Origin of the sequence: Phenylobacterium sp. VNQ135 (assembly GCF_049445735.1) — a bacterium.
GTDB lineage: Bacteria > Pseudomonadota > Alphaproteobacteria > Caulobacterales > Caulobacteraceae > Phenylobacterium.
This window is the reverse complement of record NZ_JBMSDS010000002.1, coordinates 214,587-238,178: the sequence shown is the minus strand read 5'-3', so window position 1 is coordinate 238,178 and position 23,592 is coordinate 214,587. Positions and strand designations below refer to the sequence as shown.

Below are 23,592 nucleotides of genomic sequence, written 5' to 3'. Positions count from 1 at the left end.
CTAGAACGGAACCTCTTCCCGGCGGCGCTGGGGCGGCGGCTGGCCCTCGTCGAACTCGGACCTCGGCTCCTCGCCGCGGTCGCCGCCGAAGAAGTCGGTGATGCCGTCGATGACGTCGCCGATCGGGTCGGGCTCGGCGGGCGCCGGCGCGATGCCGCCCGGGATGGGCTGCACCTTCAGCCGGGGCAGGGCCGCGGTCATGAAGTCCTTCCAGATGCCGGCCGGCGCGCCGCCGCCGGTCACCCGGCGCATGGGCTTGTTGTCGTCCTTGCCGACCCAGACGGCGGTCACGAAGCCGCCCGTGTAGCCGACGAACCAGGCGTCGCGGTAGTCGCTGGTGGTGCCGGTCTTGCCCGCGATGTCGTAGCCGGAGACGTTCGCCCGCGTGCCCGTGCCGGAGACGATCACGGTCCGCATCATCTGGTTCATGTAGGCCAGCGCCGGCTGGCCGATCACCGCCTGGCGCGGCGGCCGGTCCACGCTGTGGTCGTAGAGCACGCGGCCGCTCGACGTGCGGATCCGCTCGATACCGTAACCCCTGGCGAGGAAGCCGCCGTTGGCGAACGGCGCATAGGCCTGGGCCATCTCCAGCGGGCTCACCTCGACGGCGCCAAGGGCCATGGAGGGATCGAGCTGGATGTTCGAGGTGATCCCCAGGCGGCGGGCGGCGGCCGCGACGTTCGACGTGCCGACCTCGTTGGCGAGCCGTGCGGCGACGGTGTTCACCGACTGGGCGAGCGCCGTCTGAAGGTTGATGGGGCCCAGGTACTCGCCGGTGTAGTTGCGCGGCTCCCAATTGCCGATCTTCACCGGCTCGTCGACGACCGGCGTATCGGGCGTGCGGCCCGCCTCCATGGCGGCCAGGTAGACGAACGGCTTGAACGCGGAACCCGCCTGCCGCCTTGCCATCGTCGCCCGGTCGAACTGGGTCTGCAGATAGTTGGTGCCGCCCACATAGGCCCGGACGCGGCCCTCTCCGTCGATGGAGACGAGCGCGCCCTGCTCCACGCCCTGGCCCTTGGCGGCGGCGACGCCGCGCTGGACGGCCTGCTCGGCGGCCGCCTGCAGCGGCAGGTCGAGGGTGGTCTCCACCACCAGATCCTCGGTGGGCTCGCCCACCAGGCTGCGGACCTGATCGTCGACCCAGTCGGTGAAGTACTGCGCCCGCTGGTTGGCCAGCACCGGGTTCACGCGAACCTTGGTGCGGAAGGCGGCCTCGCGCTCCTGCGGGGTGATGAACTTCGCCTCGACCATCTTGTCGAGCACGACGGTGGCGCGACGCGCGGCCCGATCCGTGGCCGATACGGGAGAATACCGCGACGGGCCCTTCATCATGCCGGCCAGCAGGGCGGCTTCGCCCAGGGTCAGCCGCTCGGCCGGCTTGCCGAAATAGCGCTGGGAGGCGGCCTCGATGCCGTAGGCGCCGGCGCCGAAATAGACCCGGTTCAGATAGAGCTCGAGGATCTGCTTCTTGGAGAACCGCGCCTCCAGCCACACGGCCAGGATCAGCTCCTGCGCCTTGCGGCGATAGTTCTGGCTGGGCGTCAGGAACAGGTTGCGCGCCAGCTGCTGGGTGATGGTCGAGCCGCCGCGCAGCGGGCCGCTCTCGCGCCGCATGTTGTAGATCTGGCTGCGGACGATGCCCCAGGGGTTGAAGCCGAAGTGCCAGTAGTACCAGCGGTCCTCGATGGCGATGAAGGCCTCGGGCACGTACTCGGGCAGGCGGTCCAGGTCGACGGGCGGGGCGTACTGGCTGCCGCGCACCGCCACCAGGGCCCCCGAGCGGTCCAGATACGAGACCGAAGGCTGGCGCTTCACGTCGTAGAGGCTGGAGGTGTCCGGCAGGTCGACCGCGAACACCGCGAAGAACGCCACCAGGAAGATCAGGCCCCAGACGCCGAGGACCAGCACCCAGTAGATCAGCGCCTGCAGCGGCGAACGCTTCTCCCGGGGCGGCCGGGGTCCGCGACCACCCTGTCCCGCATTGGCCATCTCAGCGTCGTCCTAACCGTTCGGAGCCGCCCCAGCTCTGGCCCCTGCCATATCCCAGGCGCACGGAACGCCAAACAAGATTGACGGGATGTGAACGTCGCCGGCTCCGCCGCCGTCCATCGGCTCCCGGGGACGCCAGCTCTGCATTCCCGCATAGCAACGTTGCGCAAATAGCGGTTGCGCAGCTGATCTTAACACCGTTATCTTTACGTTGCTCAGTTCGTCGTGCGCTGCGGGTGGGGATACCCGCGGCGAACCCACGCGGCGGAAGGGGCCGGCGTCTTCGAGCAGGGACGCCGCCACTCCCCGAAACGCTGGAGGGCTCTCGATGAAGCTCCGTACCCTTGCGGCCGCCTGCGCCGCCCTGACCACCCTGGCCGCCGGCTCTGCCTTCGCCGCCGACGCCGTGACCGCGAAGCTGCAAGCTCCGGTCGCCGAAAAGACCAAGTTCATCGCCGGCGGCGCGATGTTCGTCTGCGAAGCCGACGCCTGCGTGGCGACGGCCCCCACCTCGCAGACCTTCGCCACCGCGACCTGCAAGACCATCGCTTCGAAGGTCGGCGCCGTGTCGTCGTTCGCGGGCCGCAAGTCGCTCGAAGACGCCAAGCTCGCCGACTGCAACAGCAAGGCCGTGGCCAAGGCCGACGGTACGCAGCTCGCGAAGCAGTAAGTCTCCCAGCAGCTCTCTCTAGTCGAGCTCTGTCGCCTCAGCCCCGCCGGCGCCGCCGGCGGGGTTTTCTTTTCCGGCTACTGGAAGATCCAGTCCGATGCGCCGAGGGCGGACGGCGCGACCTTCTCCACCTGGAAGACGTAGTTGGGCCACTGCGGATTGGGGCCGCCCGCGTCGCTGTCGAACAGCACCTTGGTTCCCCCGGCGCCGTCGTCGATCAGCTTCAGATAGCCGGCCGCGAACGGGTCGCTCCCGGTGTAGCCCACCGCGTCCAGCATGCCGCGGATGTCGATCCGGTCGACGCCGTCCTCGAAGTCGGTGATCCGGGCCGGAGCCCAGTTCTCCTGATTGAAGACGAAGTGGTCCGCGCCGCCCCCGCCGGTCAGCACGTCCTGGCCGCGGCTTGAGACCAGCGTGTCGGCGCCCGCGCCGCCGGTCAGCGTCGCCCCCGGCCCGGTCGAGGTGATGGTCTGGCCGCCGCCTGGGGGCGGAGGCGGAGGAGGCGGTTCCGCGGTCCCGCCCGTGCCGCCGCCGGTGAGCTGGGCCCAGGTCGTGGTGGACGCCGAGACCCCTTCCAGCTTCGCGAGGAAGTTCGGCCACTGCGGATTGGGTCCTGCGCCGTCCCAGTCGAACAGCACGTTCAGGCCGCCCGCGCCGTCGTCCTGCAGCCAGACGTACTTGTCGGCCACCGGGTCCGTTCCCGTGTAGCGCGCGGCCTGCAGCATGGCCGACAGGTCGAGCTTGTCCTCGCCGACGTGGAAGTCCTTGATCGTGTGCGGCGACCAGGGGTTCTTGTTGAACACGAACCAGTCCGCGCCGGCGCCGCCGGTAATGACGTCGCCGCCCTGGCCGGCGGTGATCGTGTCCGCGCCGTCGCCGCCGTTCAACGTCGAGTTCGGGCCGGGCGAGACGATCGTCTGCCCGCCGCCGGGGCTTCCGCCGCCCGTGCCGCCGCCTGTGAAGGTGATGGTCAGCTTGCCCGGAACCGGCGGCGTCCCGTCGGTGTCCTTGAGATAGTAGGTGAAGGTGTCGACCGCGCCCGCGGCCACGCCGCTGAACGGGGTGTAGGTGTAGTCCCCGACGATCCCGAGCTTCAGCGTCCCGTACTGGCCGTTCAGCTGCCACTGCCCGTTCGACGCGTAGCCGACGTTCGAGGTCCCCATGTTGACCGAGGCGACGCCATAGGGGTTCGACTGGTCGGCCCCCCGCAGGTCACGGCCGCTGTCGCCGTCTCCCGAATCGCCCTCCGACGCGTCAGTGACGACGTTGCCGGTGGCCGGCGTCGTCGTGCCGGCGGTCACCGTGTCGGCGTCGTCGCGGGTGATCGGCCTGTCATCCTCGATGCGGGCCTGGAGGCCCACGTTGGCCCGGTCGCCGTCGCGGTCGGTCAGCACCAGGTTGAAGCCTTCGACCAGGACGGAGGTCTCCTGGCCCGGCGCCGGTTCGAAGTGCGACTTGGCGTACTTGTGGACGTAGCTGTAGGCGAGCGCGCCCGTCGCGGCGTCAAAGGACGTGAAGCGCAGCTCGTTGCCGTAAGTCGAGGTCAGCGTCGCGGCGGTGAACGCGCCGTCGCGGATCACGGCGGTCTGGTTGACCGTGAAGTCGTCGATCCCATCGGTGGCGCGCAGATAGATGAAGCCGCTGCGCGTCAGGGCCGCGGCGTCGGGATTGGTGCCGTTGGCGATGTTGGCGTCGCTGACGGTGACGACGAGCGCGCCGGTCCCGTCCGCATTGGCGGAGATCGACGGCTGGCTGTCGGCCGGCGGCGGGGCGCCGCCGGGATTGGCGAGCGCGGTCCACGTCAGGCCCTGCGCCGACACGCCCTGCAGATGCAGGACGTAGCTGGGCCACTGCTGCTGGGAGCCCGCGCCGTCCCAGTCGTAGAGCACCTTTGTCCCGCCGGCGCCGTCGTCGAGGAAGGTGATGTAGCGGTCGCGGACGGGGTCCGAGCCGCCGTAGACGCTGCTCAGGGCCTGGAAGTCCAGCTTGTCGGTTCCGAGCGTGAAGTCCTTCACCTCGTGCGGCGACCACGGCGCGCCCTTCAGCACCAGGACGTCGGCGCCGGCGCCGGTGGTGATCGTGTCGCCGCCCTGGCTGGCGGTCAGGGTGTCGGCCCCCGCCCCGCCGGCCAGCGTGGAGTTCGGGCCGGGGGAGGTGATCGTCTGTCCCTCTGCGGGCGAACTGCTGGAGCCGCCCTGCACCTGGATGTGCAGCCACGAGTACGCCTCGTCGCCGTCGCCGTCCGCGGCCCAGTAGGTGATGTGTTCGACGGAGCCGGCCGGCGCGTCCGCCCGCGCGACATAGCTGTAGTCGCCGGCCCCGCTGACGGTCACCGTTCCGTATTGACCCTGGTAGACGAAGGCGCCGGAGGCGTCCTTGGAGACCCAGGCGCCGTCGATGCGGCCGATGCGCGTGACGCCTGCGAAGCCGTCAGCGGTGAAGACGTCGGGCGTTCCGCCGGTGATGAGATTGCCGGTGACTGCCGCGCCGCCAGCGACCGCGGTGGCGCTGTCCTGGCTGAGCGTCAGGGTCTCGTCGTCGCGGATCTGGATGCCCAGGCTGGCCTGGGCATGGTCGCCGTCGCGATCGCTCAACGTGATCGGCGCGCTCAGGAAATCGCCGTAGCGCTGCTGCGGCCCGGCCTGAGGGCTGTGATACGGCGAGGTGATCTCGAAGGCGGCGGTGACGGATCCGTCGGCCGGGTTGTAGCCGGTCACCGAGAGCACGCCCGGCCCGAAGGCGATGGAACCTGCGGTGAAGACGCCGTCCGTGATCGCGCGATAGCCTCCGACGGTCAGGTCGTCGACGCCGTCCGGGGCGTTGATCGTGAAGGTCCAGCTGCCCGAGGTGCGCGCCTGGCCGGCCTGGCTTCCGCCGGGCAGGCCGGTTTCGGAGACCCCGATCTGGCCTCCGGGAACCGAGGCGATGGAGATGGTGGGGATGGTCCCGGCCATGGTTCAGCCCTCCGCCACGTGCAGGAGCGGACGTTCGCCGCAGGCCTTCGCCCGAGCGCCGGTGAAACTCTTCAAGGACATATGCGACTCCGAGGACCAGCCGCGTCGCGCTCCCCGACGGCGCACGTTCGCGGGCCGCCGCGGCGCCAGTCCCCGGCAGCGACCACCAACCCTTTGAAACTGCGGTCTGTTCCTGCGGCGTAGGTTCACGCTCGCGTGTTATGCCCAAGGTCGCCGGGCGTACGGCCCCCGCGGCGCCGTCGTCGGACAGAAAAGCCGTCGGCCGGGGCCCCCTCGGTTGCGGCGCAAAAGATCGCGTGCTAGTAGGCGCGCGGCTTTGGGCCAGGGGCCTTTCGGGCTTTTGGCTCGTTGTGCCTTTTTCAAGCGCTTTCAAGCTTTTAGTGCCGCAACGGAAGCTCCGCTAGCGGCTCATGACACGCACCGGGCGAGTTTTAAGTGGCGGACGACTCCAAGGCATCGAATGTGGGCGGCAGATATGCCCAGGCCCTCTTCGACCTCGCGAACGAACAGAACCAGGTGCGCGCCGTCGAGGCCGACCTGAAGTCCCTGAAGGCGGCGATCGCCGACAGCAAGGACCTGCGCACGCTGCTGGTCTCGCCGGCGTTCAGCGCCGAGGACAAGCGCAAGGGCCTGGCGGCGATCTCCGCCAAGGCGCGCTTCAGCCCCACGACCCAGAAGTTCCTGGGCCTGGTGGCCGCCAACGGCCGCGCCTCCGCCCTGCCGGAAGCGATCGCCGGCTTCGAGCGTCTGGCGGCCGCGGCGCGCGGCGCGGTGTCGGCCGAGGTGGTCACCGCCCTTCCCCTGTCCTCCGCCCAGGCCAAGGGCGTGGCCGCGGCGCTCCGCCAGGCGCTCGGCAAGGACCCTGAAATCACGACCCGCGTCGATCCGTCCCTGCTGGGCGGCATCAAGGTGAAGGTCGGTTCCCGTCTGTTCGACGCTTCGCTCCGCTCGAAGCTCGACTCCCTCAAGTTCGCCCTCAAGAGAGCGTAAAGCCCATGGATATCCGCGCCGCCGAGATTTCGGCCATCCTGAAGTCCCAGATCGCCAACTTCGGCGAGGAAGCCGACGTTTCGGACGTCGGCTCCGTGCTGTCGGTGGGTGACGGCATCGCCCGCGTCTACGGCCTCGACAACGTGCAGGCCGGCGAGATGGTCGAGTTCCCCTCGGCCGGCGTGAAGGGCATGGCCCTGAACCTCGAGCGCGACAACGTCGGCATCGTGATCTTCGGCGAAGACCGCGCCATCCGCGAAGGCGACGAAGTCCGCCGCCTCGGCGAAATCGTGGACGTGCCGGTCGGCAAGGGCCTGCTGGGCCGGGTCGTGAACCCGCTGGGCGAGCCGATCGACGGCAAGGGCCCGATCCAGAACGTGGCCGAACGCCGCCGCGTGGACGTGAAGGCTCCGGGCATCATCCCGCGCAAGTCGGTGCACGAGCCCGTGCAGACCGGCCTGAAGGCGATCGACACCCTGATCCCGGTCGGCCGCGGCCAGCGCGAGCTGATCATCGGCGACCGTCAGACCGGCAAGACCGCCGTCGCCATCGACACCATCCTGAACCAGAAGCAGATCAACGCCGGCGGCGACGAGAGCCAGAAGCTCTACTGCATCTACGTGGCCATCGGTCAGAAGCGCTCGACCGTCGCCCAGATCGTGAAGACGCTCGAGGAGCGCGGCGCCCTCGAGTACACCATCGTCGTGTCGGCCACGGCCTCGGAGCCGGCCCCGCTGCAGTTCCTGGCCCCGTTCGCCGGCTGCGCCATGGGCGAGTGGTTCCGCGACAACGGCATGCACGCCGTGATCATCTATGACGACCTGTCCAAGCAGGCCGTCGCCTATCGCCAGATGTCGCTGCTGCTGCGGCGTCCGCCGGGCCGCGAAGCCTATCCGGGCGACGTGTTCTACCTGCACTCGCGCCTGCTGGAGCGCGCCGCGAAGCTGAACGAGGACAACGGCCTGGGCTCGCTGACCGCCCTGCCGATCATCGAGACGCAGGCCAACGACGTGTCGGCCTACATCCCGACGAACGTGATCTCGATCACCGACGGCCAGATCTTCCTCGAGACCGACCTGTTCTTCCAGGGCATCCGCCCGGCGGTGAACGTCGGCATCTCGGTGTCGCGCGTGGGCTCCTCGGCCCAGATCAAGGCGATGAAGACCGCGGCTGGCCCGATCAAGGGCGAGCTCGCCCAGTATCGGGAAATGGCCGCCTTCGCGAAGTTCGGTTCGGACCTCGACGTCGCCACCCAGCGCCAGCTGGCCCGCGGCGAGCGCCTGACCGAGCTCCTGAAGCAGCCGCAGTACTCGCCGCTGTCGGTGGAAGAGCAGGTCGTCAGCGTCTACGCCGGCACCCGCGGCTACCTCGACAAGGTCCCGACCGCCCAGGTCGGCCGCTTCGAGTCCGAGCTGCTCAGCCACATGCACGCCAAGCACCAGGACATCCTCGACACGATCCGCACCAAGAAGGATCTCGGCCCGGTCGAAGACAAGCTGAAGTCGGCCCTGGCCGCCTTCGCCGAAACCTTCGCCTGAAGCTGATCTGACCGGGAGCGAGTAGCCGGCGATGGCCAGCCTCAAGGAGATGCGCAATCGGATCGGAAGCGTGAAAGCCACGCAGAAGATCACGAAGGCGATGCAGATGGTCGCTGCGGCCAAGCTGCGGAAGGCGCAGGACGCCGCCCAGAACGCGCGTCCGTACGCCCAGCGGATGGCCGCGGTGATCGGCAACCTGGCCGCCGGCGTGTCCGGCGACGGCGCGCCGAAGCTGCTGGCCGGCACGGGCTCGGACCGCCGCCACCTGGTGGTGGTGGCGACCTCGGACCGCGGCCTCGCGGGCGGGTTCAACTCTTCGATCGTCCGCGCCGCGCGCGAGAAGATCAATTCGCTGTCGGCCGAGGGCAAGGACGTCCGCGTCCTGACCATCGGCCGCAAGGCCCGCGACCAGCTGCGCCGCCTGGCGGGCGATCGCCTGATCGCCACCTACGAGGCGGGCGGCAATCCTTCGCTGGCCGTGGCCGAAGAGGTCTCCACGAAGATCCAGGAGATGTTCGAGGCGGGCGAGGTGGACACCGTCCACCTGATCTATTCCAGCTTCAAGTCGGTGGTGACGCAGGTTCCGACCACGCGCCAGCTCATCCCCGCGGAAGTGGGCGGGGGCCAGGCGCCGCTCGACCTGAAGGGCGCGGTCTATGAGTACGAGCCGGGCGAGGAGGAGATCCTCGAGACGCTGCTGCCGCGCAACGTCACGACCCAGCTCTTCTCGGCCACCCTCGAAAACCAGGCCGGGTTCTTCGCCGCGCAGATGACGGCGATGGACAACGCCACCCGCAATGCCGGCGACATGATCGCCAGCCTCACCCTGCAGTACAACCGCTCACGCCAGGCGCAGATCACCAAGGAGCTGATCGAGATCATCTCCGGCGCCGAGGCGCTCTAGTCACCGAAAGAGCCCGACATGTCTGAAGCTCCCGCCAAGAAGCCCGCCCGCAAGGCTCCCGCCAAGAAGGCCGCCGCGCCGCAAGTCCCGGCCGCGCAAGCCGTCGCCACCGGCAAGATCGTCCAGGTCATCGGCGCCGTCGTCGACGTGGAGTTCACCGGCCACCTGCCGGCGATCATGAACGCGCTGGAAACCTCCAACACCGACCAGCGGACCGGCGCGCCGTTCCGCCTCGTGCTGGAAGTCGCCCAGCACCTGGGCGAGAACACCGTCCGCACCATCGCCATGGACACCACCGAGGGCCTCACCCGCGGCCAGCCCGTGGTCGACACCGGCGCCTCGATCCGCGTGCCGGTGGGCCCGGGCACGCTCGGCCGGATCATGAACGTCATCGGCGAGCCGATCGACGAGGCCGGCCCGATCAACACCACCGAATATTCGCCCATCCACCGCGAGGCCCCGAGCTTCGCGGAGCAGTCGACCTCGGCCGAAGTGCTCGTCACGGGCATCAAGGTCATCGACCTGATGTGCCCCTACACCAAGGGCGGCAAGATCGGCCTGTTCGGCGGCGCCGGCGTCGGCAAGACCGTGACGATGCAGGAGCTGATCAACAACATCGCCAAGGCGTACGGCGGTTACTCCGTGCTGGCCGGCGTGGGCGAGCGGACCCGTGAAGGGAACGACCTCTACCACGAGATGATCGAGTCCAACGTGAACGTGGACCCGAAGAAGAACAACGGCGCGACCGAAGGCTCCAAGTGCGCCCTCGTGTACGGCCAGATGAACGAGCCGCCGGGCGCCCGCGCCCGCGTCGCCCTGACCGGCCTGACCCAGGCCGAGTACTTCCGCGACGTGGAAGGCAAGGACGTGCTGCTGTTCGTCGACAACATCTTCCGCTTCACCCAGGCCGGCGCGGAAGTGTCGGCTCTGCTGGGCCGCATCCCCTCGGCCGTGGGCTATCAGCCGACGCTGGCCACCGAGATGGGCAACCTGCAGGAGCGGATCACCTCGACCAACAAGGGCTCGATCACCTCGGTCCAGGCCATCTACGTGCCCGCCGACGACCTGACCGACCCGGCGCCCGCTACCTCGTTCGCCCACCTGGACGCCACGACCGTGCTGTCGCGCGACATCGCCGCCCAGGCCATCTTCCCGGCCGTGGACCCGCTGGACTCCACCTCGCGGATCATGGACCCGCTGGTGATCGGCGAAGAGCACTACCAGGTCGCCCGCCGCACGCAGGAGATCCTGCAGCAGTACAAGGCGCTGAAGGACATCATCGCCATCCTGGGCATGGACGAGCTGTCGGAAGAGGACAAGCTGACGGTCGCCCGCGCCCGTAAGATCCAGCGCTTCCTGTCGCAGCCGTTCCACGTCGCCGAGCAGTTCACCAACACGCCCGGCGCCTTCGTCGAGCTGAAGGACACGATCCGCTCGTTCAAGGCGATCTGCGACGGCGAGTACGACCACCTGCCGGAAGCCGCCTTCTACATGGTCGGCGCCATCGAAGAGGCCGTCGCCAAGGCCGAGAAGCTGGCGTCGGAAGCGTAAGGCAAGATGGCCGACAAGCTCCACTTCTCGCTGGTGTCCCCGGAACGCGAGCTCTTCGCCGGGCTCGTGGACCAGGTGGACGCGCCGGGCTCCGAAGGCGACTTCGGGGTGCTGGCCAACCACGCGCCGTTCATGACGGCGCTGAAGGAAGGCCAGGTCCGGGTGCATCACGACGGCAAGGTGACGGTGTACGACGTCCGCGGCGGCTTCGCCGACGTGACGCCGGAAGGCCTCACCATCCTCGCCGAGCACGCTTCGGAAGCGGCATAAAACGACAGAGGTAAAATCGCCTTGAGTTGGGCGCCGTCGGGCCTTGCCTCCGGCGCCCCGCTCACGTTTTATGCGCGGCCTGAAGTCAGGGGAACTCTGTCCATGCGTCTCGCCATCTCCAGCCTGGTCCTCGCCGCCGGCCTGGCCACCGCCGCCAGCGCCCAGGATCCGGCCCAGCCCGCCGCGCAACCCGCCGCTCCGGCCGCCACGGCCGCTCCGGCTCCGGCCGCTGCTCCGGCTCCGGCCGCCGAACAGCCCGCCGCGCCTGCCGCGGCCGCCCCGCAGGCTCCGCCCAGCCTGCCCACCACCGGCGACGGCGCGGCGCTGATCTCGGTGATCGACAACGTCTGCAAGCCGGCCGTCCGCGGCGGCAAGTTCGACGACCTGGCCAAGGCCAACGGCTTCAAGCAGAACCGCCGCGACCAGACGTGGGCCAAGCCGCTCGGCGGCGCGAAGACCTACCAGATCGTCCTCTACCCCCAGGGCTCGAACAAGGACGTCTGCTTCGGCGAGATCCGGTTCGCCCAGGGCCAGGACGCGCCGATCACCTCGGCGCTGAACATCTACGCCTTCGTGCAGCAGCCGCCGCTGGACCCGACCGCCAACTACACCCAGCCGGTCGATCCGGATGGCCTGAAGCGTGTCCGCCGCTCGTGGGAGCACCTGTCCTCGGCCCAGTCGATCGGCCTGAACATCTCCACGGTTCGCAAGCCGGACGACAGCCCGGTCAACCGCGGCTACGACTTGGCCACCTTCCAGTACCAGGAACGCAAGCTCTAGGCGCGGCGCGGCGCGCCGGGGACGACCCCGGCGCGATCCTCTCCCCGGGAGGACGACCTCCGTCGCAAGAAGGAGGCCTCGCATGGCCTGGGTCGTCCTGTTCATCGCCGGCCTGTTCGAGATCGGCTGGGCCGTCGGCCTGAAGTACACGGAAGGCTTCACGCGCCTGGGACCCACGGTGTTCACCGCCGTCAGCCTCGCCGCGAGCATGGGCCTGCTGGGCGTCGCCGTGCGCAGCCTGCCGCTGGGCACCGCCTATGCGGTCTGGACCGGGATCGGCGCGGCCGGCACCGTCATCCTGGGGATCGTCTTGTTCAAGGAGCCGGCGACGGTGGCGCGCCTCGTCTGCGTCGGCCTGATCCTCTCCGGCATTCTCGGACTCAAGCTGCTGACCAAGACGTCCTAGGCGGCCGCGCGGCGCTCACCGTCCAGCCAGTCGAGCGCCAGCGCCGCCACCTGCGCCCATTCCGGTTCGGCGACCAGCCAGTGGCTCATCTCCGCGGCCTCGCGATAGGCGGCGCCGATGCGCTCGGCGGTGCGGCGAGCCGTAGCCGCGGGGTGGACCTGATCGCGCCCGCCGGCGACGATCAGGGTGGGGACGGGCAGCGGGCCTGCACCGACGCTGGTCGTCATGAAGGGGTCCATCCACCAGTTCAGCACCTCGCGCAGCGCCCGGGCGCTCTCCGGCCGCACCCGCGCGAGCACCGCGTCGCGGTAGGGCGCCGGCACCCGGTCCAGGCTGTGACGGCGCATCAGGGCGCGGTCGGGATCCACCGCGCCGGACCAGAACGGGTCCAGCAGGCCGACGGCGGCGGCGGTGATCGCCTCCTCCACGCTGGCGCCCGTCACGCCCCAGGGCGGCGACGGCGCGAGCAGGACCATGGCGCTCGGCCGGATGCGCCGGGCCGCCATCTGGCAGACCAGCCCGCCCATCGAGTGTCCGATCAGCACCGGCGGCTCGGCGAGATCCGCGCACAGCCGCTCCAGGTCGCGCGCGTAGTCCTCCATGGAGAGGCCCGCCACCGCCTCGCCGTCGCCATGGCCGCGCAGGTCCGGCGCGAGCACGCGCCAGCCCGCCGCCTCGAACGGCTCCCGGAAATATTCGAAAGCCCAGCCGCCGCAGAACGCGCCGTGGACCATTACCGCCGTGGTCATCAAGCCTCGCTCCCCCCGGAGCCATTGCTCTGAGGGACAGTGTAGCCGCAAACACGGCCGGGCGGTCGAGGGTTTCAGTTGTCGCGCTTGTTCGCCGGCATCGGCGCCGCGAGCGGCGCGAACGCCTGGGCAACCTGTTCGTAGGTCGGCCGCTTGAACGGCACGATCAGTCCGGGCGCCTCGGCGAGGTAGCCCCAGCGCCATTCGTCGAACTCGGGCTGGTGGTGGGCGGCGAGGTCGAACTCATCCTCCGAGCCGTCGAAGCGGAAGGCGAACCACACCTGCCGCTGACCTTTCCAGCCCCGCCGCAGCGCCTCGCCCACCAGCGGCGGGAAATCGTAGGTCAGCCAGCCGTCGGTGCGGGCGAGGTAGGTGACGCGGGTCGCCCCCGTCTCCTCGGCCAGTTCGCGGCGCGCCGCGGCCTCCAGGTCCTCGCCGTCGTCCACGCCGCCCTGCGGGAACTGCCAGTTGTGCGGCGGCGGCGTGCCGGCGCGGCGGCCGAGCCAGGCGCGGCCGTCGGGATGGAACAGCACCACCCCGACGTTGGGGCGGTACAGCGAAAGGTCGGTCATTGGCGGGTCGTAAGGGCGGAGGCGGGCGCCAACTGATAGCCCCTCTGTTCCACCTCGCCGGCCCACCGCGCAACCGTCTCGAGCGTGACGGGATAGGCGAAGCCCGAACCCAGGGCCTGGCCGCGTTGCAGGGCGCCGGCCTCCAGCGCGAGCAGCTGCTGGTCGATGGCGCCGGCCGAAAGCTGGTCGTCGATCACCCGCTCGGCCGTGGCGCGGGGCAGGTTCCCGCCGCGGCGCACCGCCGAGCCGTCGTCCACGAACGCCAGGCCGCGCGCCCGCAACGAACTGGCCAGCGCCTCATAGGCCCGGTCGTCGGCGAGGAAGCGGGAGCCCAGATAGTTGGTCAGGCCAAAGTATCCCGTCGCCCGCGAGAGGATCCATTCCAGCTTCTTCACCGTCTCCGGCGGCGAGGCGTCGGTCATCAGGGTGTAGGGGCCGGGGTCGTTGTCAGGATAGTCCAGCGGCTCCAGCGGGGCTTCCAGCAGCACCTCGTGGCCGTGAGCGCGGGCCATGTCGATCCAGCCCTGCAGGCCCTCGGCATAGACCACGAAGGACAGGGTGATCTCGGGGCGCAGGGTCTCGATGGCCTGGCGGGTCGCGCGCGCGTTGAGTCCAAGCCCGCCGACCACGAGCCCGATCTTCGGCCGGCCGTTGGACGTGAAGGGGCGGGCATAGGCCTGGGCCGGCGTGCGGCCGTCCTGGGCGATGATGGGCAACGGGCCACCGGGGCCCGGCGCGAAGAAGCCGGCAATCGGAGCGGGCGGCAGCGCGCCGCCGGCCAGCGACCGGACCGGAGGCGAGGCCGGCCCGTTGAAGCCCGCGCCGGCCATGGGCGCCAGCGGGCGTTCCGACAGCCGCAACACGTCGGGCTGCGGCGTCGCCGGGCCGTGCAGGGGCTTCAGGGCCTCGCGCCACCCCGGCGGAGCGGCGCGGAGGACCTCGTCGAGCGACTGCCGCGCATGGCCGCCGCCGCCGTCCAGCGGCCCCAGCATCTGCAGCAGCGCAAACGCAGCGCCCACGAAAAGCACGGCGGCCGCCCCCACGCCGACGAAGGGGCTCTTCAGCAGGCCGCCCAGGTTGATGGCGGGGGCCTTGATCTGCGGCAGTGCGATGTTCGCCACGGGCGGACGCTCCTTCGCCCAGGAGCCTCCCGCAACATGGTTAACGCCGCATCAACCAGAAGCCCGCGGCCGCAAAGGAAAAGGGCGGCGCCCGAGGGAGCCGCCCTTCGCCTGCCGGTGGCTGACCGGCCTTATTTCTGGGTCGTGGTCGCCGGCGGCTTCACGACGGCCACCTTGTCCTTGGCCACGATGCTGGCGAGCTTCGGCTGCGGCTTGGGCAGCTTCGGCGTCTGGGCGACCGAGCCGTACTTCAGCACGTCCTGCGCCCGGGCGATCTGGAAGTCCTTCTTCTCGTCGAAGGCCTCGGGCGGCGCCTCGGCCGGCTCATGGGCCCCGCGGCGCACCTTGCCCTCGTCGGCGTTCAGCGCGTTGCGGAAGGAGGCCTCCGAGAACTGGTAGCTGCGGTTGGCGATCGCCTGGGCCTCGTCACGGGTCAGCGCCACTTCCAGGTCCGGTTCGATGCCGGTCTTCTGGATGGAGCGCCCGGCCGGGGTGTAGTAGCGCGCCGTCGTCAGCTTCAGGGCCCCGTCGATGCCGCCGCGCAGCGGGATCACGGTCTGAACGGAGCCCTTGCCGAAGCTGGTCAGGCCGACCAGTTCCGCGCGCTTGCGGTCCTGGAGGGCGCCCGCCACGATTTCCGCCGCCGACGCCGAGCCCGAGTTGATCAGCACCACCATCGGCAGGCCGTTGGTGATGTCGCCCGGGCGCGCGTTGTACCGCTCCACGTCGCGCGGATCGCGGCCGCGCTGGCTGACGATCTCGCCGCCTTCGAGGAACAGGTCCGACACGCCGACCGCCTGGTCGAGCAGGCCGCCCGGGTTGTTCCGGAGGTCGAGGATCAGACCCTTCATGTTCGGGTTCTTGGCGCGCAGCTCGGCGAAGGCCTCTTCCGCCTCGTCGGTCGTCTTCTCGTTGAAGCTCGCCACGCGCAGCAGGCCGTAGTCGCCTTCCATCCGCGCGGTCGCCGACTTCGGCTTGATGACCTCGCGCACCAGCTTCACGTCGAACGGGTCGGACTTCTCACGGGCGATGGTCAGGGTCACGGCCTCGCCGGGCCGGCCGCGCATCTGCTTGACCGCGTCGTTGACCGACAGCCCAAGCACGCTCTCGCCGTTCACGGCGGTGATGTAGTCGCCGGCCTTGATCCCCGCCTTGAAGGCCGGTGTGCCGTCCATGGGCGAGATCACCTTGACCACGCCGTCTTCGCTGCTGACCTCGATGCCCAGGCCGCCGTACTCGCCGCGCGTCTGATCGCGCATGTCGTCGAAGTCCGCGGGATCGAGGTAGCCCGAGTGAGGATCCAGCGACGTCAGCATGCCGTCGATGGCCGCCTGGATCAGCTTGGTGTCGTCGACGTCGGTCACGTACTGGTTCTCGACCGTGTTCAGCACGTCGCCGAACAGGCCCAGCATCCGGTAGGTCTTGGCTCGCGGCTCGGCCGAGGCGATCGCCTGCTGGCTGACGTAGGCCATGGATCCGGCGCCCAGGACGAACGCGGACGCGCCGATCAGGAGGTACTTCTTCATCGCCTTCCTCAGGCTCCCCTTTCGCGGTGCTCGCCGCGTTCTGACAGGCCCCCGGACGCTTCCCTTACAGCAGCGTTCAGCCCGCTCTTTTGTTCAACCACCGGTCCGGATCGACCGGCGAACCCTGCTCCCGGACCTCCAGATAGAGTTCCGAAGTCGATTGTCGACCATCGGGGGCCCAACCGACAGGCTGCCCCGCCGCGACGGATTGTCCGGCCTGGACCGATGTTCTTTCGAGGCCAGCCAACACGAGATGATAGCCGCCCGCTAGTCTTAAAATCACGATGACGCCCCAGCCCTTCACGGGGCCGACATATTGCACCACGCCTTCGCCGGGGCTGATCACCCTTGCGGCGCGCCCCACCGCCAGGGTGACGCCGTTGGCCCGTCCCCCGCCGGCCAGGGGCTCGCCGAACCGCCGGACGATCGGCCCGGCGGCCGGCGCCAACAGGGTCGCCGGCGCCCGCAGCGCGTCCTCGGGGCGGGGCCGGACGGCGCCCCGCAAGGCCAGGCCCGCGTTCGACTCCGGCTCGGGCAGTGACTCCGCGGCTAGGCTTTCGCGCTCGAACAGGGCCTCGCTCTGCACTGCGGCCAGCCGGCGTTGGCGCATCACCTCTCCGGCGTCCTGGGCGTAGGTCCTGGCGCGGACCTGCAGTTCCGGCGTCACCGCCTTCACCAGTATGGCTGCGCGCACCGCGTCCTTGGCGTCGCTGGGCGAGACCAGCAGGGCGGGCGGCGGATCGCGTTCAAGCTGCTCCAGCACCGAGAGCAGCCGGGCGAGCTGGTGGCGGGTCGCCGCCTGATCGGCGGAAATCTCGGTCTCGGCCAGGTTGAGGCGTTGTAGCCGGTCGCTGGTCGCCGCCGCCGCGACGACCGAGAGCGCCGCCGCCGCCAGGGTTCCTACAAGAAGGATCCGACCGTGCATCTAATCCCTATGATAAGGGGAACCCGCCAGAATTGAGACCGCACGATAGACCTGTTCGGCCAGCATGGCGCGGGCCAGCGCATGCGGCCAGGTCTGGGGCCCGAAGGCGAGCTTGCTGTCGGCCTCCGCCACGAGGTCCGGATCGAGGCCGTCGGCCCCGCCGATCAGGAACACCAGCCGCCGCACGCCGCGATCCCTGAGGGTGGCGATCTCGTCGGCGAAGGCGCGAGACGGCCGCGCCCTTCCCCGTTCGTCGCAGGCGATCACGTGACTGTCGGCGAGATGCGCCCCGAGCGCCTCGGCCTCCGCCCCCTTGCCGGGCTTGCGGCTTTCGACCTCCACCACCTCCACGGGGCCGAGTCCCAGGGAGCGCCCCGCGTTGGTCGCTCGTTCGAGATAGAGCTTCACGAGCTCCGTCTCCGGAGAGCGCGGCAGCCGCCCGATCGCGACGATGGCGATCTTCAATTGGCGGCGCGGTGGCCGCCGGTCTCAACCGACCAGATCTTCTCGATGTTGTAGAAGGCTCGGACTTCGGGCCGGAAGAGGTGGACGATCACGTCGCCCGTATCGATCAGGACCCAGTCGGCATGGGGCATGCCCTCGACCCGGCACTTGCCGTAGCCGGCCTCCTTCAGCGCGCGCAGCAGGTGGTCGGCCATGGCGCCGACATGGCGCTGCGACCGGCCGGACGCCACGACGAGCGCGTCGGCCACGGGGCTCTTGCCCTTGAGGTCGATGAGTACGACGTCCTGCGCCTTGTCTTCGTCCAGGCGGGCCAGGATCAGGTCCTCCAGGGCGCCGATGGGACCCTGGTCGTCCGAGGAGGTGTCGGCGGCGGACGCCGGCGCCTCGTGCGCACTAGGCGCGGGTTCACGTTGCAGCGGGGTTGCTCCTTTGGTGTCCTCGCTCAATCAAAGACCCTAGCACGGGCGAGCCGCCCGGTCAGCCGGTCTCGCGATCACATCAAGAGCGGGAGCGGCGCAGTCGTTCCCGAAGCAGCGTCGACGACAGGAAGTTGAAGCGGCCGAACAGGAACGCCCACGCCGGAGGGGTCCGGTCTGCGAGGGTGCGGACCTGGTGCGCGGGGAGACGCCGCGAGGCGAAACGGCGGGCGGCGGGCGAGAACCGGCTCTTCAGCGAAATCCACGGGCGCGAGACCACCGCGACCGGCACCTCGCGCATGATCTGCGTCCAGCCGCGCCAGCGATGGAAGGTCGCCAGGCTGTCGGCGCCCATGATCCAGACGAACTTCACGCCCGGATAACGGGCCTTGAGCCAGCGGATGGTGTCGATGGTGTAGGCCGACCCCAATCGCGTTTCGAGGTCGGAGACGATCATGCCCGGTCCGCGCGCAACGGCGGCGGCCTGCGCCATCCGCTCGGCGAGGTCGGCGGTCTCGTGGCGCGACTTGAGCGGGTTCTGCGGCGAGACCAGCCAGATCACCCGATCCAGGTTCAGCCGCCGCTTGGCCGTCTCGGCGACGTGGGCGTGGCCCTCGTGCGGCGGATTGAACGAGCCCCCGAACAGGCCGACCCGCATGCCGCGCTCCAGGCGGAACCCGACCCGAAGCGCCGCCGGCCGGCCCGCCGCGGGGGCCCGCCGCGCGGGGCCTGCGAACCACATGCGGCCGCTCAAGGCTGTCTCTGCGGCGTCGGCGCGCCGGCGCGGTCGAGGTGGGGATCGGCCTGGGCCACGCGGCTGCGCACCGTGAACACGCCGTCGCCGGCCAGGACGCCCGCGCGGGCGAACAGGCGGCCGTGCTCCCAGTTCGACAGGCCGAGTTCCGGGCGGTTCAGGGCGTACTGCCCGTCCACCCAGCGGGTGAAGCCGTCGCCGACGAACGGCGCGTCGACGGCGGCGAAGAACCGCCTGTGGGCCTCGGCGTCCTCGGAGATCAGGGTGGCGACGAAATGCGGGCTGTAGCGGTTGAACAGCGCCACGGCCTCGGCCTCGTCGCGAACGATCCGGAGGCTGACCTCGGGCGTCTCCTCCCACTCCCACTCGCGGCCGAGGTCGGCGTCGGCGAGGGGTTCGGCCAGGGCCTCTTCGCGCGGCCCCTCGGCGCGGACCACCGTGGCGCGGGCCGTGCGCCAGGCCGAAGGCAGCCGGTCGAAGTCCTTCTCCGCGACGTGCAGCTTGCAGCCCTTGCGCCGCTCGCCCGCGGCGGTCAGCGCCTGCAGGAACACCGGGACCAGGGCGTCGGCGCGGGCCTCCACGATGCAGCAGACGTTGAGGGTGTTGCAGACCTTGCGGTCCAGCGAGTGGTAGGCGGCGGCGTAGAACCGTTCGGCGTCGGCGGCCTCGCCGGCCACCATCCACGCGCCGCCCGTGCCGTGCAGGCTGACCGGCGTGCCCGCCTGCCGGGCGATGGCGCCGAGCTGGGCGACGGCGGGGCCCGAGCCGCGCGCGACCGCCAGAGACAGGCGGCTGTCCGCGAACATGGCCCAGCCCGCCGCGTGGGCGGCGGAGTCGACCAGCACGGCCGCGCCCTCGGGAAGGCCGGCGTCGGCGAGCGCGGGCTCGAGCGCCAGCGCCACGATGGCCCGGGCGGTGCCCAAGGCGTCGGAGCCGATGCGGAAGACGACGGTGTTGCCGGTGCGGATCACGCCGGTGGCGTCGGCGAAGACGTTCGGCCGGCCCTCGAAAACGAAGCCGAGGACGCCCAGCGGCGCGACCACCTGTTCGACCGTCCAGCCGGCATGCTCGATCCGCTCCAGCACCCGGCCGCGCGAGGCCGGCGCGCCTGCCCAGGCCCGCAGGCCTGCGACCATGTCGGCGCGCATGGTCTCGGAGACCTGGAGCCGCGTGGTGGAGCGGCCCCGCGCCCTGGCGGCGTCCACATCCCGGACGTTGGCTTCGGCGATGCCCGCCCACACCGCGTCATCGGCGAAGCGTGCGGCGAAAGCCTCGAAGAAGGCGCTGATGGCGGAGTCCGTCACCTCGCCCATGCGGGCGAAGGCGGTCGCCGCGCGCCCGACCGCGGCCTCCACGAGGGCGTGCTCGGCGGCGGGGACGTGGAGCAGGGCGCCGTCGGCCGTCAGCAGCCGGTCGCCGGCCTTGAAGGCGGCCGCCAGCTCGGGCGTCACATAGGCCACGCGGTCGCCGCCGAACGGGATCGGCTGGCCGGGGCTCAAGGCCTCCAGCCGGGCCGCGCCCCGCATGCTCGTTCCGCCGTCGTCCACCGCCGACCCCATATGCTCAAGATGAGCCTTACTCCGCCGGCGCGGCCTGGGCCAGAGCGAGATCGTCCGCATGCACCATCGGGCCGGAGGTGTAGCCCAGAGCGTCCTCGATGGCCTCGGACTTCAGGCCGCAGATCCGGCGCGCGTCCTCGGCCTCGTAGCGCGTCAGGCCGCGGGCGATCTCACGGCCCGCTTCGTCCCGGACGATGACCGCGTCGCCCTTGTCGAAGCGGCCTTCCACCTGGCGGACGCCCGCCGCCAGCAGGCTCTTGCCCTTCTGCACGGCCGCCGCCGCGCCCGCATCGACGGTCAGCACGCCGGCCGGGGCGAGGCTGCCGGCGATCCAGGCCTTGTAGGCTGCGGCCGGCGTGGTGGCCGGCTCGATGACCGTGGCGCGTTCGCCGGCCTCGACGGCGGCGAGCGGCGCCTTGCGGCTGCCCACGGTGATGATCGTCGCGCAGCCGCTGGCCGCGGCGATGCGGGCGGCGGCGATCTTGGTGGCCATGCCGCCAGTTCCGACGCCGCCCTCGGCGTTCGCCCCGCCGGCCATCGCCTCGATCTCGGGCGTCAGGCGGGGGACGCGGGCGATGTGCCGGGCTCCGGGGTCCTTGCGCGGGTCGGCGGTGTAGAGCCCGTCGACGTCGGACAGCAGCGCCAGGGCGTCGGCTCCCACCAGCTGCGCCACGCGCGCCGCCAGCCGGTCGTTGTCGCCATACCGGATCTCCTCGGTGACGACGGTGTCGTTCTCGTTCACCACCGGGACCACGCCCAGCGCAAGCAAGGTTTCCACCGTCGCCCGGGCGTTCAGCCAGCGGCGGCGGACCTCGGTGTCGTCGCGGGTCAGGAGCACCTGGGCGCAGACCGCGCCGTGCGGCTCCAGCGCCGTCTCCCAGGCCCGCATCAGCGCGGACTGACCCGCCGCGGCGGCGGCCTGCTTCTCGGGGAGCGTCAGGGCGCGCTTGGCCAGCCCGAGGCGGCGTCGGCCGAGCGCCACCGCGCCCGAACTCACCACCACCACCTGCTGGCCCCGCGCCCGCAGCCGGGCCACGTCGGCGGCGAAGTCGGCCAGCCAGCCGGAATGGGCGGCGCCGTCGGGCCCGACCAGCAGGGCCGAGCCGACCTTCACCACCACGCGCCTGGCCGACGACAGCTCCATCAGGGCTGCCAGCCCTCGGAGGATTGCGCCTGAGCCTCTTCGGCGGCCTCGGCCTTGCGCTGGCGCACCAGGGCATAGGCCTCGCGCAGCAGCTCGGTGACGAACTCGCCGGTGAAGCCCGAGACCAGCCGCACCGGCGCGCCGGCCGCCCTGGCGAGTTCGGCCTGTTTCTCGGCGCGCATCTCGTCGTCCAGGGCGTCGATCTTGTTCAGCGCCAGGATCTCGGGCTTGTCGGCCAGGTCCTCGCCATAGGCCTCGAGTTCGTGGCGCACCGTCCGCCACGCGCCGACGATGTCCTCCTGTGTCCCGTCGACCAGGTGGATGAGCACCGCCGTGCGCTCGATGTGGCCCAGGAAGCGCGTGCCGATGCCGGCGCCCTCGTGCGCGCCCTCGATCAGGCCCGGGATGTCGGCCAGCACGAAACGCTCGCCCACCGAGAGGTCGACGACGCCAAGGTTCGGCGCGAGCGTGGTGAAGGGATAGTCGGCGATCTTGGGCTTGGCCGCGCTGGCGGCGGCCAGGAAGGTCGACTTGCCGGCGTTCGGCAGGCCCACCAGGCCGACGTCGGCGATCAGCTTCAGGCGCAGCCACAGCGCCATCTCCTCGCCGGGCAGGCCGGGATTGGCGTGGCGGGGCGCCTGGTTCACCGGGCCCTTGAAATGGGTGTTGCCGAAGCCGCCGTTGCCGCCCTTCAGCAGCAGGAAGCGTTTGCCCGGCTCGTCCATGTCGACGATCAGGTTCTTGTCCTCGTCCAGCACCTCGGTGCCCACGGGGACCTTCAGCACCACGTCCTCGCCGGCCGCGCCGTGGCGGTTGCGGCCCATGCCGTGCACGCCGGTGCCGGCCTTGAAGTGCTGCTGGTAGCGGTAGTCGATGAGGGTGTTCAGCCCCTCGACCGCCTCGATCCACACATCGCCGCCGCGGCCGCCGTCGCCGCCGTCGGGGCCGCCGTACTCGATGTACTTCTCGCGCCGGAACGAGACGGCCCCGCCGCCGCCCGCGCCCGAGCGGGCATAGATCTTCACCTGGTCGAGGAACTTCATTCGCCTGCCTCTAGCCCGGCTCTGCGGGCGAACGCCACCCCGAGCGCCTTCAGGGTGGCCGCCGCCGCCAGGGTTTTGACCACCGCGCCGGGCAGGAACGGCAGCACGCCGCCGCGGAAGGCCGAGCCGGCGTCCATGCGGTCGAGCAGCCCCAGGAAGCCGATCGCCAGCACGAGGGCGTGGCCGATGAGAAAGGCTGCGAGCAGCGTCGCCCAGTCCGACCGGCGCTGAACGGCGTAGCCCGCGAGCCCGCCGGCCACCGCCATGCCGAACAGATAGCCTTGGGTCGGCCCAAAAAGCGCGTCCGGTCCGCCCGCGCCCTCGGCGAGCACGGGGGCGCCGAGCGCCGCCGCCGCCAGCCAGATCAGCACGGCCCGGAGCGTCAGCGACCCGCCCAGCACCCCGCTCATCACGAACAGCGCATAGGTCTGCAGCGTGATGGGCGCGACGGGCGCCGGCAGGGCGACCTGGGAGGCCAGCGCCATGACGCCCGCGCCCGCCACGACCGCGATCAGCCGCGCCCAGAAGGACGCGGCGGACGGCAACAGCGGCAGGGCGGAGGTCATGGGCTTAGCGCTTAGCACGGGAACGCCGTTCGCCTTAGGCCAGCCAGACCATCTTGCGCGACGGGACCTTCTGCCCGCGCGCCAGACAGTCCTGCAGCACCACGTCGCCGGTGTAGAGGAAGCCGGCCTTCACCAGCACCTGGCCCGAGGCGCGGTTGTCGCTGAAGTGCCCGGCCCAGACGACCTTGCGGCGCCATCCCGACTTCATCCAGCCGAGCGCGCCGCCCAGCGCCTCCGTGGCGTAGCCGCGCCCCCAGAAGGGACGGCCCAGCCAGTAGCCGACCTCGGGGCGGCCGGGCTCCTTTTCGGAGAAGCCGATCATGCCGATGAAGCCGAACTCCCTGTGCTCGATGGCGAAGTTCGGCTCGCGCCAGTTCGCCTCGCGCCCGAGGAACTCGTCGGCGTCTTTCGGGGCGTATGGATAGGGCATGGTCGAGAGCATGCCGGCTACGCCGAGATCGTTGGCCAGCTGGCACAGCTCGCCGGCGTCCGAGATCACCGGGCGGCGCAGGATCAGCCTGTCCGTCTGGATGACCGGCGTCGTTTCGATCGCACACATCTCTCTACCCTCCCGGACCCTCTCGCGGGGCCCAAAACGAAAGCGGGGAGCCCGGCTGACCGGACTCCCCGCTAGGATCGTCTTCTCCGGTCCGCCTCAGTTGGATGGGCGGAACCG

The 23,592-nt window shown here is 70.6% G+C and carries 23 protein-coding genes; 8 read left to right on the top strand and 15 right to left on the bottom strand.

Going from position 1 to position 23,592, the window contains the following annotated elements:
• The gene (locus ACO2Q0_RS06895; protein ID WP_423350762.1) at positions 1-1,992 is read right to left on the bottom strand and encodes a transglycosylase domain-containing protein; all 1,992 of its coding nucleotides are present in this window, start codon (positions 1,990-1,992) and stop codon (positions 1-3) included.
• Between the two features lie 328 nt (positions 1,993-2,320).
• Here ACO2Q0_RS06895 and ACO2Q0_RS06890 point away from each other — a divergent pair, with 328 nt between their 5' ends.
• Entirely contained in the window at positions 2,321-2,662 is a 342-nt protein-coding gene (locus ACO2Q0_RS06890) for a CC_3452 family protein (protein ID WP_423350761.1), read from the top strand.
• Between the two features lie 77 nt (positions 2,663-2,739).
• On the opposite strand, the gene ACO2Q0_RS06885 is transcribed toward ACO2Q0_RS06890, so the two are convergent.
• Positions 2,740-5,616 carry a type I secretion C-terminal target domain-containing protein gene (locus ACO2Q0_RS06885; RefSeq protein WP_423350760.1) on the bottom strand — a complete coding sequence of 959 codons (2,877 nt, stop codon included), beginning with the start codon at positions 5,614-5,616 and terminating at the stop codon, positions 2,740-2,742.
• 456 nt (positions 5,617-6,072) lie between these two features.
• On the opposite strand from ACO2Q0_RS06885, the gene ACO2Q0_RS06880 reads away from it, so the two are divergent.
• The 7 genes from ACO2Q0_RS06880 (at position 6,073) to sugE (ending at position 12,076) form a co-directional block, all read left to right on the top strand.
• Positions 6,073-6,627: a F0F1 ATP synthase subunit delta gene (locus ACO2Q0_RS06880; protein ID WP_423350759.1), complete on the top strand. Its 555-nt coding sequence runs from the start codon at positions 6,073-6,075 to the stop codon at positions 6,625-6,627.
• Positions 6,628-6,632: 5 nt separating this feature from the next.
• Positions 6,633-8,165 (top strand): F0F1 ATP synthase subunit alpha, encoded by a 1,533-nt coding sequence (atpA, locus tag ACO2Q0_RS06875; RefSeq protein ID WP_423350758.1) that lies wholly within the window; start codon positions 6,633-6,635, stop codon positions 8,163-8,165.
• Positions 8,166-8,196: 31 nt separating this feature from the next.
• On the top strand, positions 8,197-9,069 hold the full coding sequence (locus ACO2Q0_RS06870) for a F0F1 ATP synthase subunit gamma (RefSeq protein WP_423350757.1): 873 nt from the start codon (positions 8,197-8,199) through the stop codon (positions 9,067-9,069).
• Positions 9,070-9,087: 18 nt separating this feature from the next.
• The gene (atpD, locus tag ACO2Q0_RS06865; RefSeq protein ID WP_423350756.1) at positions 9,088-10,620 is read left to right on the top strand and encodes a F0F1 ATP synthase subunit beta; all 1,533 of its coding nucleotides are present in this window, start codon (positions 9,088-9,090) and stop codon (positions 10,618-10,620) included.
• 6 nt (positions 10,621-10,626) lie between these two features.
• Positions 10,627-10,890, top strand: coding sequence for an ATP synthase F1 subunit epsilon (locus ACO2Q0_RS06860; RefSeq protein WP_423350755.1), 264 nt, complete (start codon positions 10,627-10,629; stop codon positions 10,888-10,890).
• 102 nt (positions 10,891-10,992) lie between these two features.
• On the top strand, positions 10,993-11,670 hold the full coding sequence (locus ACO2Q0_RS06855; RefSeq protein ID WP_423350754.1) for a hypothetical protein: 678 nt from the start codon (positions 10,993-10,995) through the stop codon (positions 11,668-11,670).
• A gap of 82 nt (positions 11,671-11,752) precedes the next feature.
• Positions 11,753-12,076 carry a quaternary ammonium compound efflux SMR transporter SugE gene (gene sugE, locus ACO2Q0_RS06850; RefSeq protein ID WP_423350753.1) on the top strand — a complete coding sequence of 108 codons (324 nt, stop codon included), beginning with the start codon at positions 11,753-11,755 and terminating at the stop codon, positions 12,074-12,076.
• Here sugE and ACO2Q0_RS06845 read toward each other — a convergent pair.
• The 13 genes from ACO2Q0_RS06845 to ACO2Q0_RS06785 form a co-directional block, all read right to left on the bottom strand.
• Positions 12,073-12,825 (bottom strand): alpha/beta fold hydrolase, encoded by a 753-nt coding sequence (locus tag ACO2Q0_RS06845; protein WP_423350752.1) that lies wholly within the window; start codon positions 12,823-12,825, stop codon positions 12,073-12,075. The genes sugE and ACO2Q0_RS06845 overlap by 4 nt on opposite strands.
• A gap of 74 nt (positions 12,826-12,899) precedes the next feature.
• Positions 12,900-13,397 carry an RNA pyrophosphohydrolase gene (locus ACO2Q0_RS06840; protein ID WP_423350751.1) on the bottom strand — a complete coding sequence of 166 codons (498 nt, stop codon included), beginning with the start codon at positions 13,395-13,397 and terminating at the stop codon, positions 12,900-12,902.
• Positions 13,394-14,518, bottom strand: a complete 1,125-nt coding sequence (locus ACO2Q0_RS06835) for a divergent polysaccharide deacetylase family protein (protein ID WP_423350750.1) — start codon at positions 14,516-14,518, stop codon at positions 13,394-13,396. Before ACO2Q0_RS06835 ends, ACO2Q0_RS06840 begins: the two co-directional genes overlap by 4 nt.
• 131 nt (positions 14,519-14,649) lie before the next feature.
• Positions 14,650-16,044: a S41 family peptidase gene (locus ACO2Q0_RS06830; protein WP_423350749.1), complete on the bottom strand. Its 1,395-nt coding sequence runs from the start codon at positions 16,042-16,044 to the stop codon at positions 14,650-14,652.
• Positions 16,045-16,120: 76 nt separating this feature from the next.
• On the bottom strand, positions 16,121-16,969 hold the full coding sequence (locus ACO2Q0_RS06825) for a murein hydrolase activator EnvC family protein (RefSeq protein ID WP_423350748.1): 849 nt from the start codon (positions 16,967-16,969) through the stop codon (positions 16,121-16,123).
• Complete coding sequence (gene rlmH / locus ACO2Q0_RS06820) at positions 16,970-17,434, bottom strand: 23S rRNA (pseudouridine(1915)-N(3))-methyltransferase RlmH (RefSeq protein WP_423350747.1); 465 nt, start codon at positions 17,432-17,434, stop codon at positions 16,970-16,972. It lies immediately after the preceding gene.
• Positions 17,431-17,880, bottom strand: coding sequence for a ribosome silencing factor (rsfS, locus tag ACO2Q0_RS06815; RefSeq protein WP_423350746.1), 450 nt, complete (start codon positions 17,878-17,880; stop codon positions 17,431-17,433). The genes rlmH and rsfS overlap by 4 nt, the downstream gene beginning before the upstream one ends.
• 52 nt (positions 17,881-17,932) lie before the next feature.
• The gene (locus ACO2Q0_RS06810) at positions 17,933-18,592 is read right to left on the bottom strand and encodes a nicotinate-nucleotide adenylyltransferase (protein WP_423351573.1); all 660 of its coding nucleotides are present in this window, start codon (positions 18,590-18,592) and stop codon (positions 17,933-17,935) included.
• 8 nt (positions 18,593-18,600) lie between these two features.
• Entirely contained in the window at positions 18,601-20,163 is a 1,563-nt protein-coding gene (locus ACO2Q0_RS06805; protein WP_423350745.1) for an aldehyde dehydrogenase family protein, read from the bottom strand.
• Positions 20,164-20,179: 16 nt separating this feature from the next.
• Positions 20,180-21,307: a glutamate 5-kinase gene (proB, locus tag ACO2Q0_RS06800; RefSeq protein ID WP_423350744.1), complete on the bottom strand. Its 1,128-nt coding sequence runs from the start codon at positions 21,305-21,307 to the stop codon at positions 20,180-20,182.
• Entirely contained in the window at positions 21,307-22,350 is a 1,044-nt protein-coding gene (gene obgE / locus ACO2Q0_RS06795) for a GTPase ObgE (protein WP_423350743.1), read from the bottom strand. Before obgE ends, proB begins: the two co-directional genes overlap by 1 nt.
• Entirely contained in the window at positions 22,347-22,916 is a 570-nt protein-coding gene (locus tag ACO2Q0_RS06790) for a biotin transporter BioY (protein ID WP_423350742.1), read from the bottom strand. Before ACO2Q0_RS06790 ends, obgE begins: the two co-directional genes overlap by 4 nt.
• A 34-nt stretch (positions 22,917-22,950) precedes the next feature.
• Entirely contained in the window at positions 22,951-23,475 is a 525-nt protein-coding gene (locus ACO2Q0_RS06785) for a GNAT family N-acetyltransferase (protein WP_423350741.1), read from the bottom strand.
• Between the last annotated feature and the right edge of the window lie 117 nt (positions 23,476-23,592).

Excerpts from the sequence above, each read along its gene's own strand:
- ACO2Q0_RS06810 (WP_423351573.1), bottom strand. The coding sequence starts at position 18,592 with ATGTGGTTCGCAGGCCCCGCGCGGCGGGCCCCCGCGGCGGGCCGGCCG.
- ACO2Q0_RS06840 (WP_423350751.1), bottom strand. The coding sequence starts at position 13,397 with ATGACCGACCTTTCGCTGTACCGCCCCAACGTCGGGGTGGTGCTGTTC.
- ACO2Q0_RS06890 (WP_423350761.1), top strand. The coding sequence starts at position 2,321 with ATGAAGCTCCGTACCCTTGCGGCCGCCTGCGCCGCCCTGACCACCCTG.
- proB (WP_423350744.1), bottom strand. The coding sequence starts at position 21,307 with ATGGAGCTGTCGTCGGCCAGGCGCGTGGTGGTGAAGGTCGGCTCGGCC.
- atpA (WP_423350758.1), top strand. The coding sequence starts at position 6,633 with ATGGATATCCGCGCCGCCGAGATTTCGGCCATCCTGAAGTCCCAGATC.
- atpD (WP_423350756.1), top strand. The coding sequence starts at position 9,088 with ATGTCTGAAGCTCCCGCCAAGAAGCCCGCCCGCAAGGCTCCCGCCAAG.
- ACO2Q0_RS06845 (WP_423350752.1), bottom strand. The coding sequence starts at position 12,825 with ATGACCACGGCGGTAATGGTCCACGGCGCGTTCTGCGGCGGCTGGGCT.
- ACO2Q0_RS06785 (WP_423350741.1), bottom strand. The coding sequence starts at position 23,475 with ATGTGTGCGATCGAAACGACGCCGGTCATCCAGACGGACAGGCTGATC.
- obgE (WP_423350743.1), bottom strand. The coding sequence starts at position 22,350 with ATGAAGTTCCTCGACCAGGTGAAGATCTATGCCCGCTCGGGCGCGGGC.
- ACO2Q0_RS06895 (WP_423350762.1), bottom strand. The coding sequence starts at position 1,992 with ATGGCCAATGCGGGACAGGGTGGTCGCGGACCCCGGCCGCCCCGGGAG.
- ACO2Q0_RS06805 (WP_423350745.1), bottom strand. The coding sequence starts at position 20,163 with ATGGGGTCGGCGGTGGACGACGGCGGAACGAGCATGCGGGGCGCGGCC.
- ACO2Q0_RS06830 (WP_423350749.1), bottom strand. The coding sequence starts at position 16,044 with ATGAAGAAGTACCTCCTGATCGGCGCGTCCGCGTTCGTCCTGGGCGCC.
- ACO2Q0_RS06885 (WP_423350760.1), bottom strand. The coding sequence starts at position 5,616 with ATGGCCGGGACCATCCCCACCATCTCCATCGCCTCGGTTCCCGGAGGC.
- ACO2Q0_RS06855 (WP_423350754.1), top strand. The coding sequence starts at position 10,993 with ATGCGTCTCGCCATCTCCAGCCTGGTCCTCGCCGCCGGCCTGGCCACC.
- ACO2Q0_RS06825 (WP_423350748.1), bottom strand. The coding sequence starts at position 16,969 with ATGCACGGTCGGATCCTTCTTGTAGGAACCCTGGCGGCGGCGGCGCTC.
- ACO2Q0_RS06860 (WP_423350755.1), top strand. The coding sequence starts at position 10,627 with ATGGCCGACAAGCTCCACTTCTCGCTGGTGTCCCCGGAACGCGAGCTC.
- ACO2Q0_RS06870 (WP_423350757.1), top strand. The coding sequence starts at position 8,197 with ATGGCCAGCCTCAAGGAGATGCGCAATCGGATCGGAAGCGTGAAAGCC.
- sugE (WP_423350753.1), top strand. The coding sequence starts at position 11,753 with ATGGCCTGGGTCGTCCTGTTCATCGCCGGCCTGTTCGAGATCGGCTGG.
- ACO2Q0_RS06790 (WP_423350742.1), bottom strand. The coding sequence starts at position 22,916 with ATGACCTCCGCCCTGCCGCTGTTGCCGTCCGCCGCGTCCTTCTGGGCG.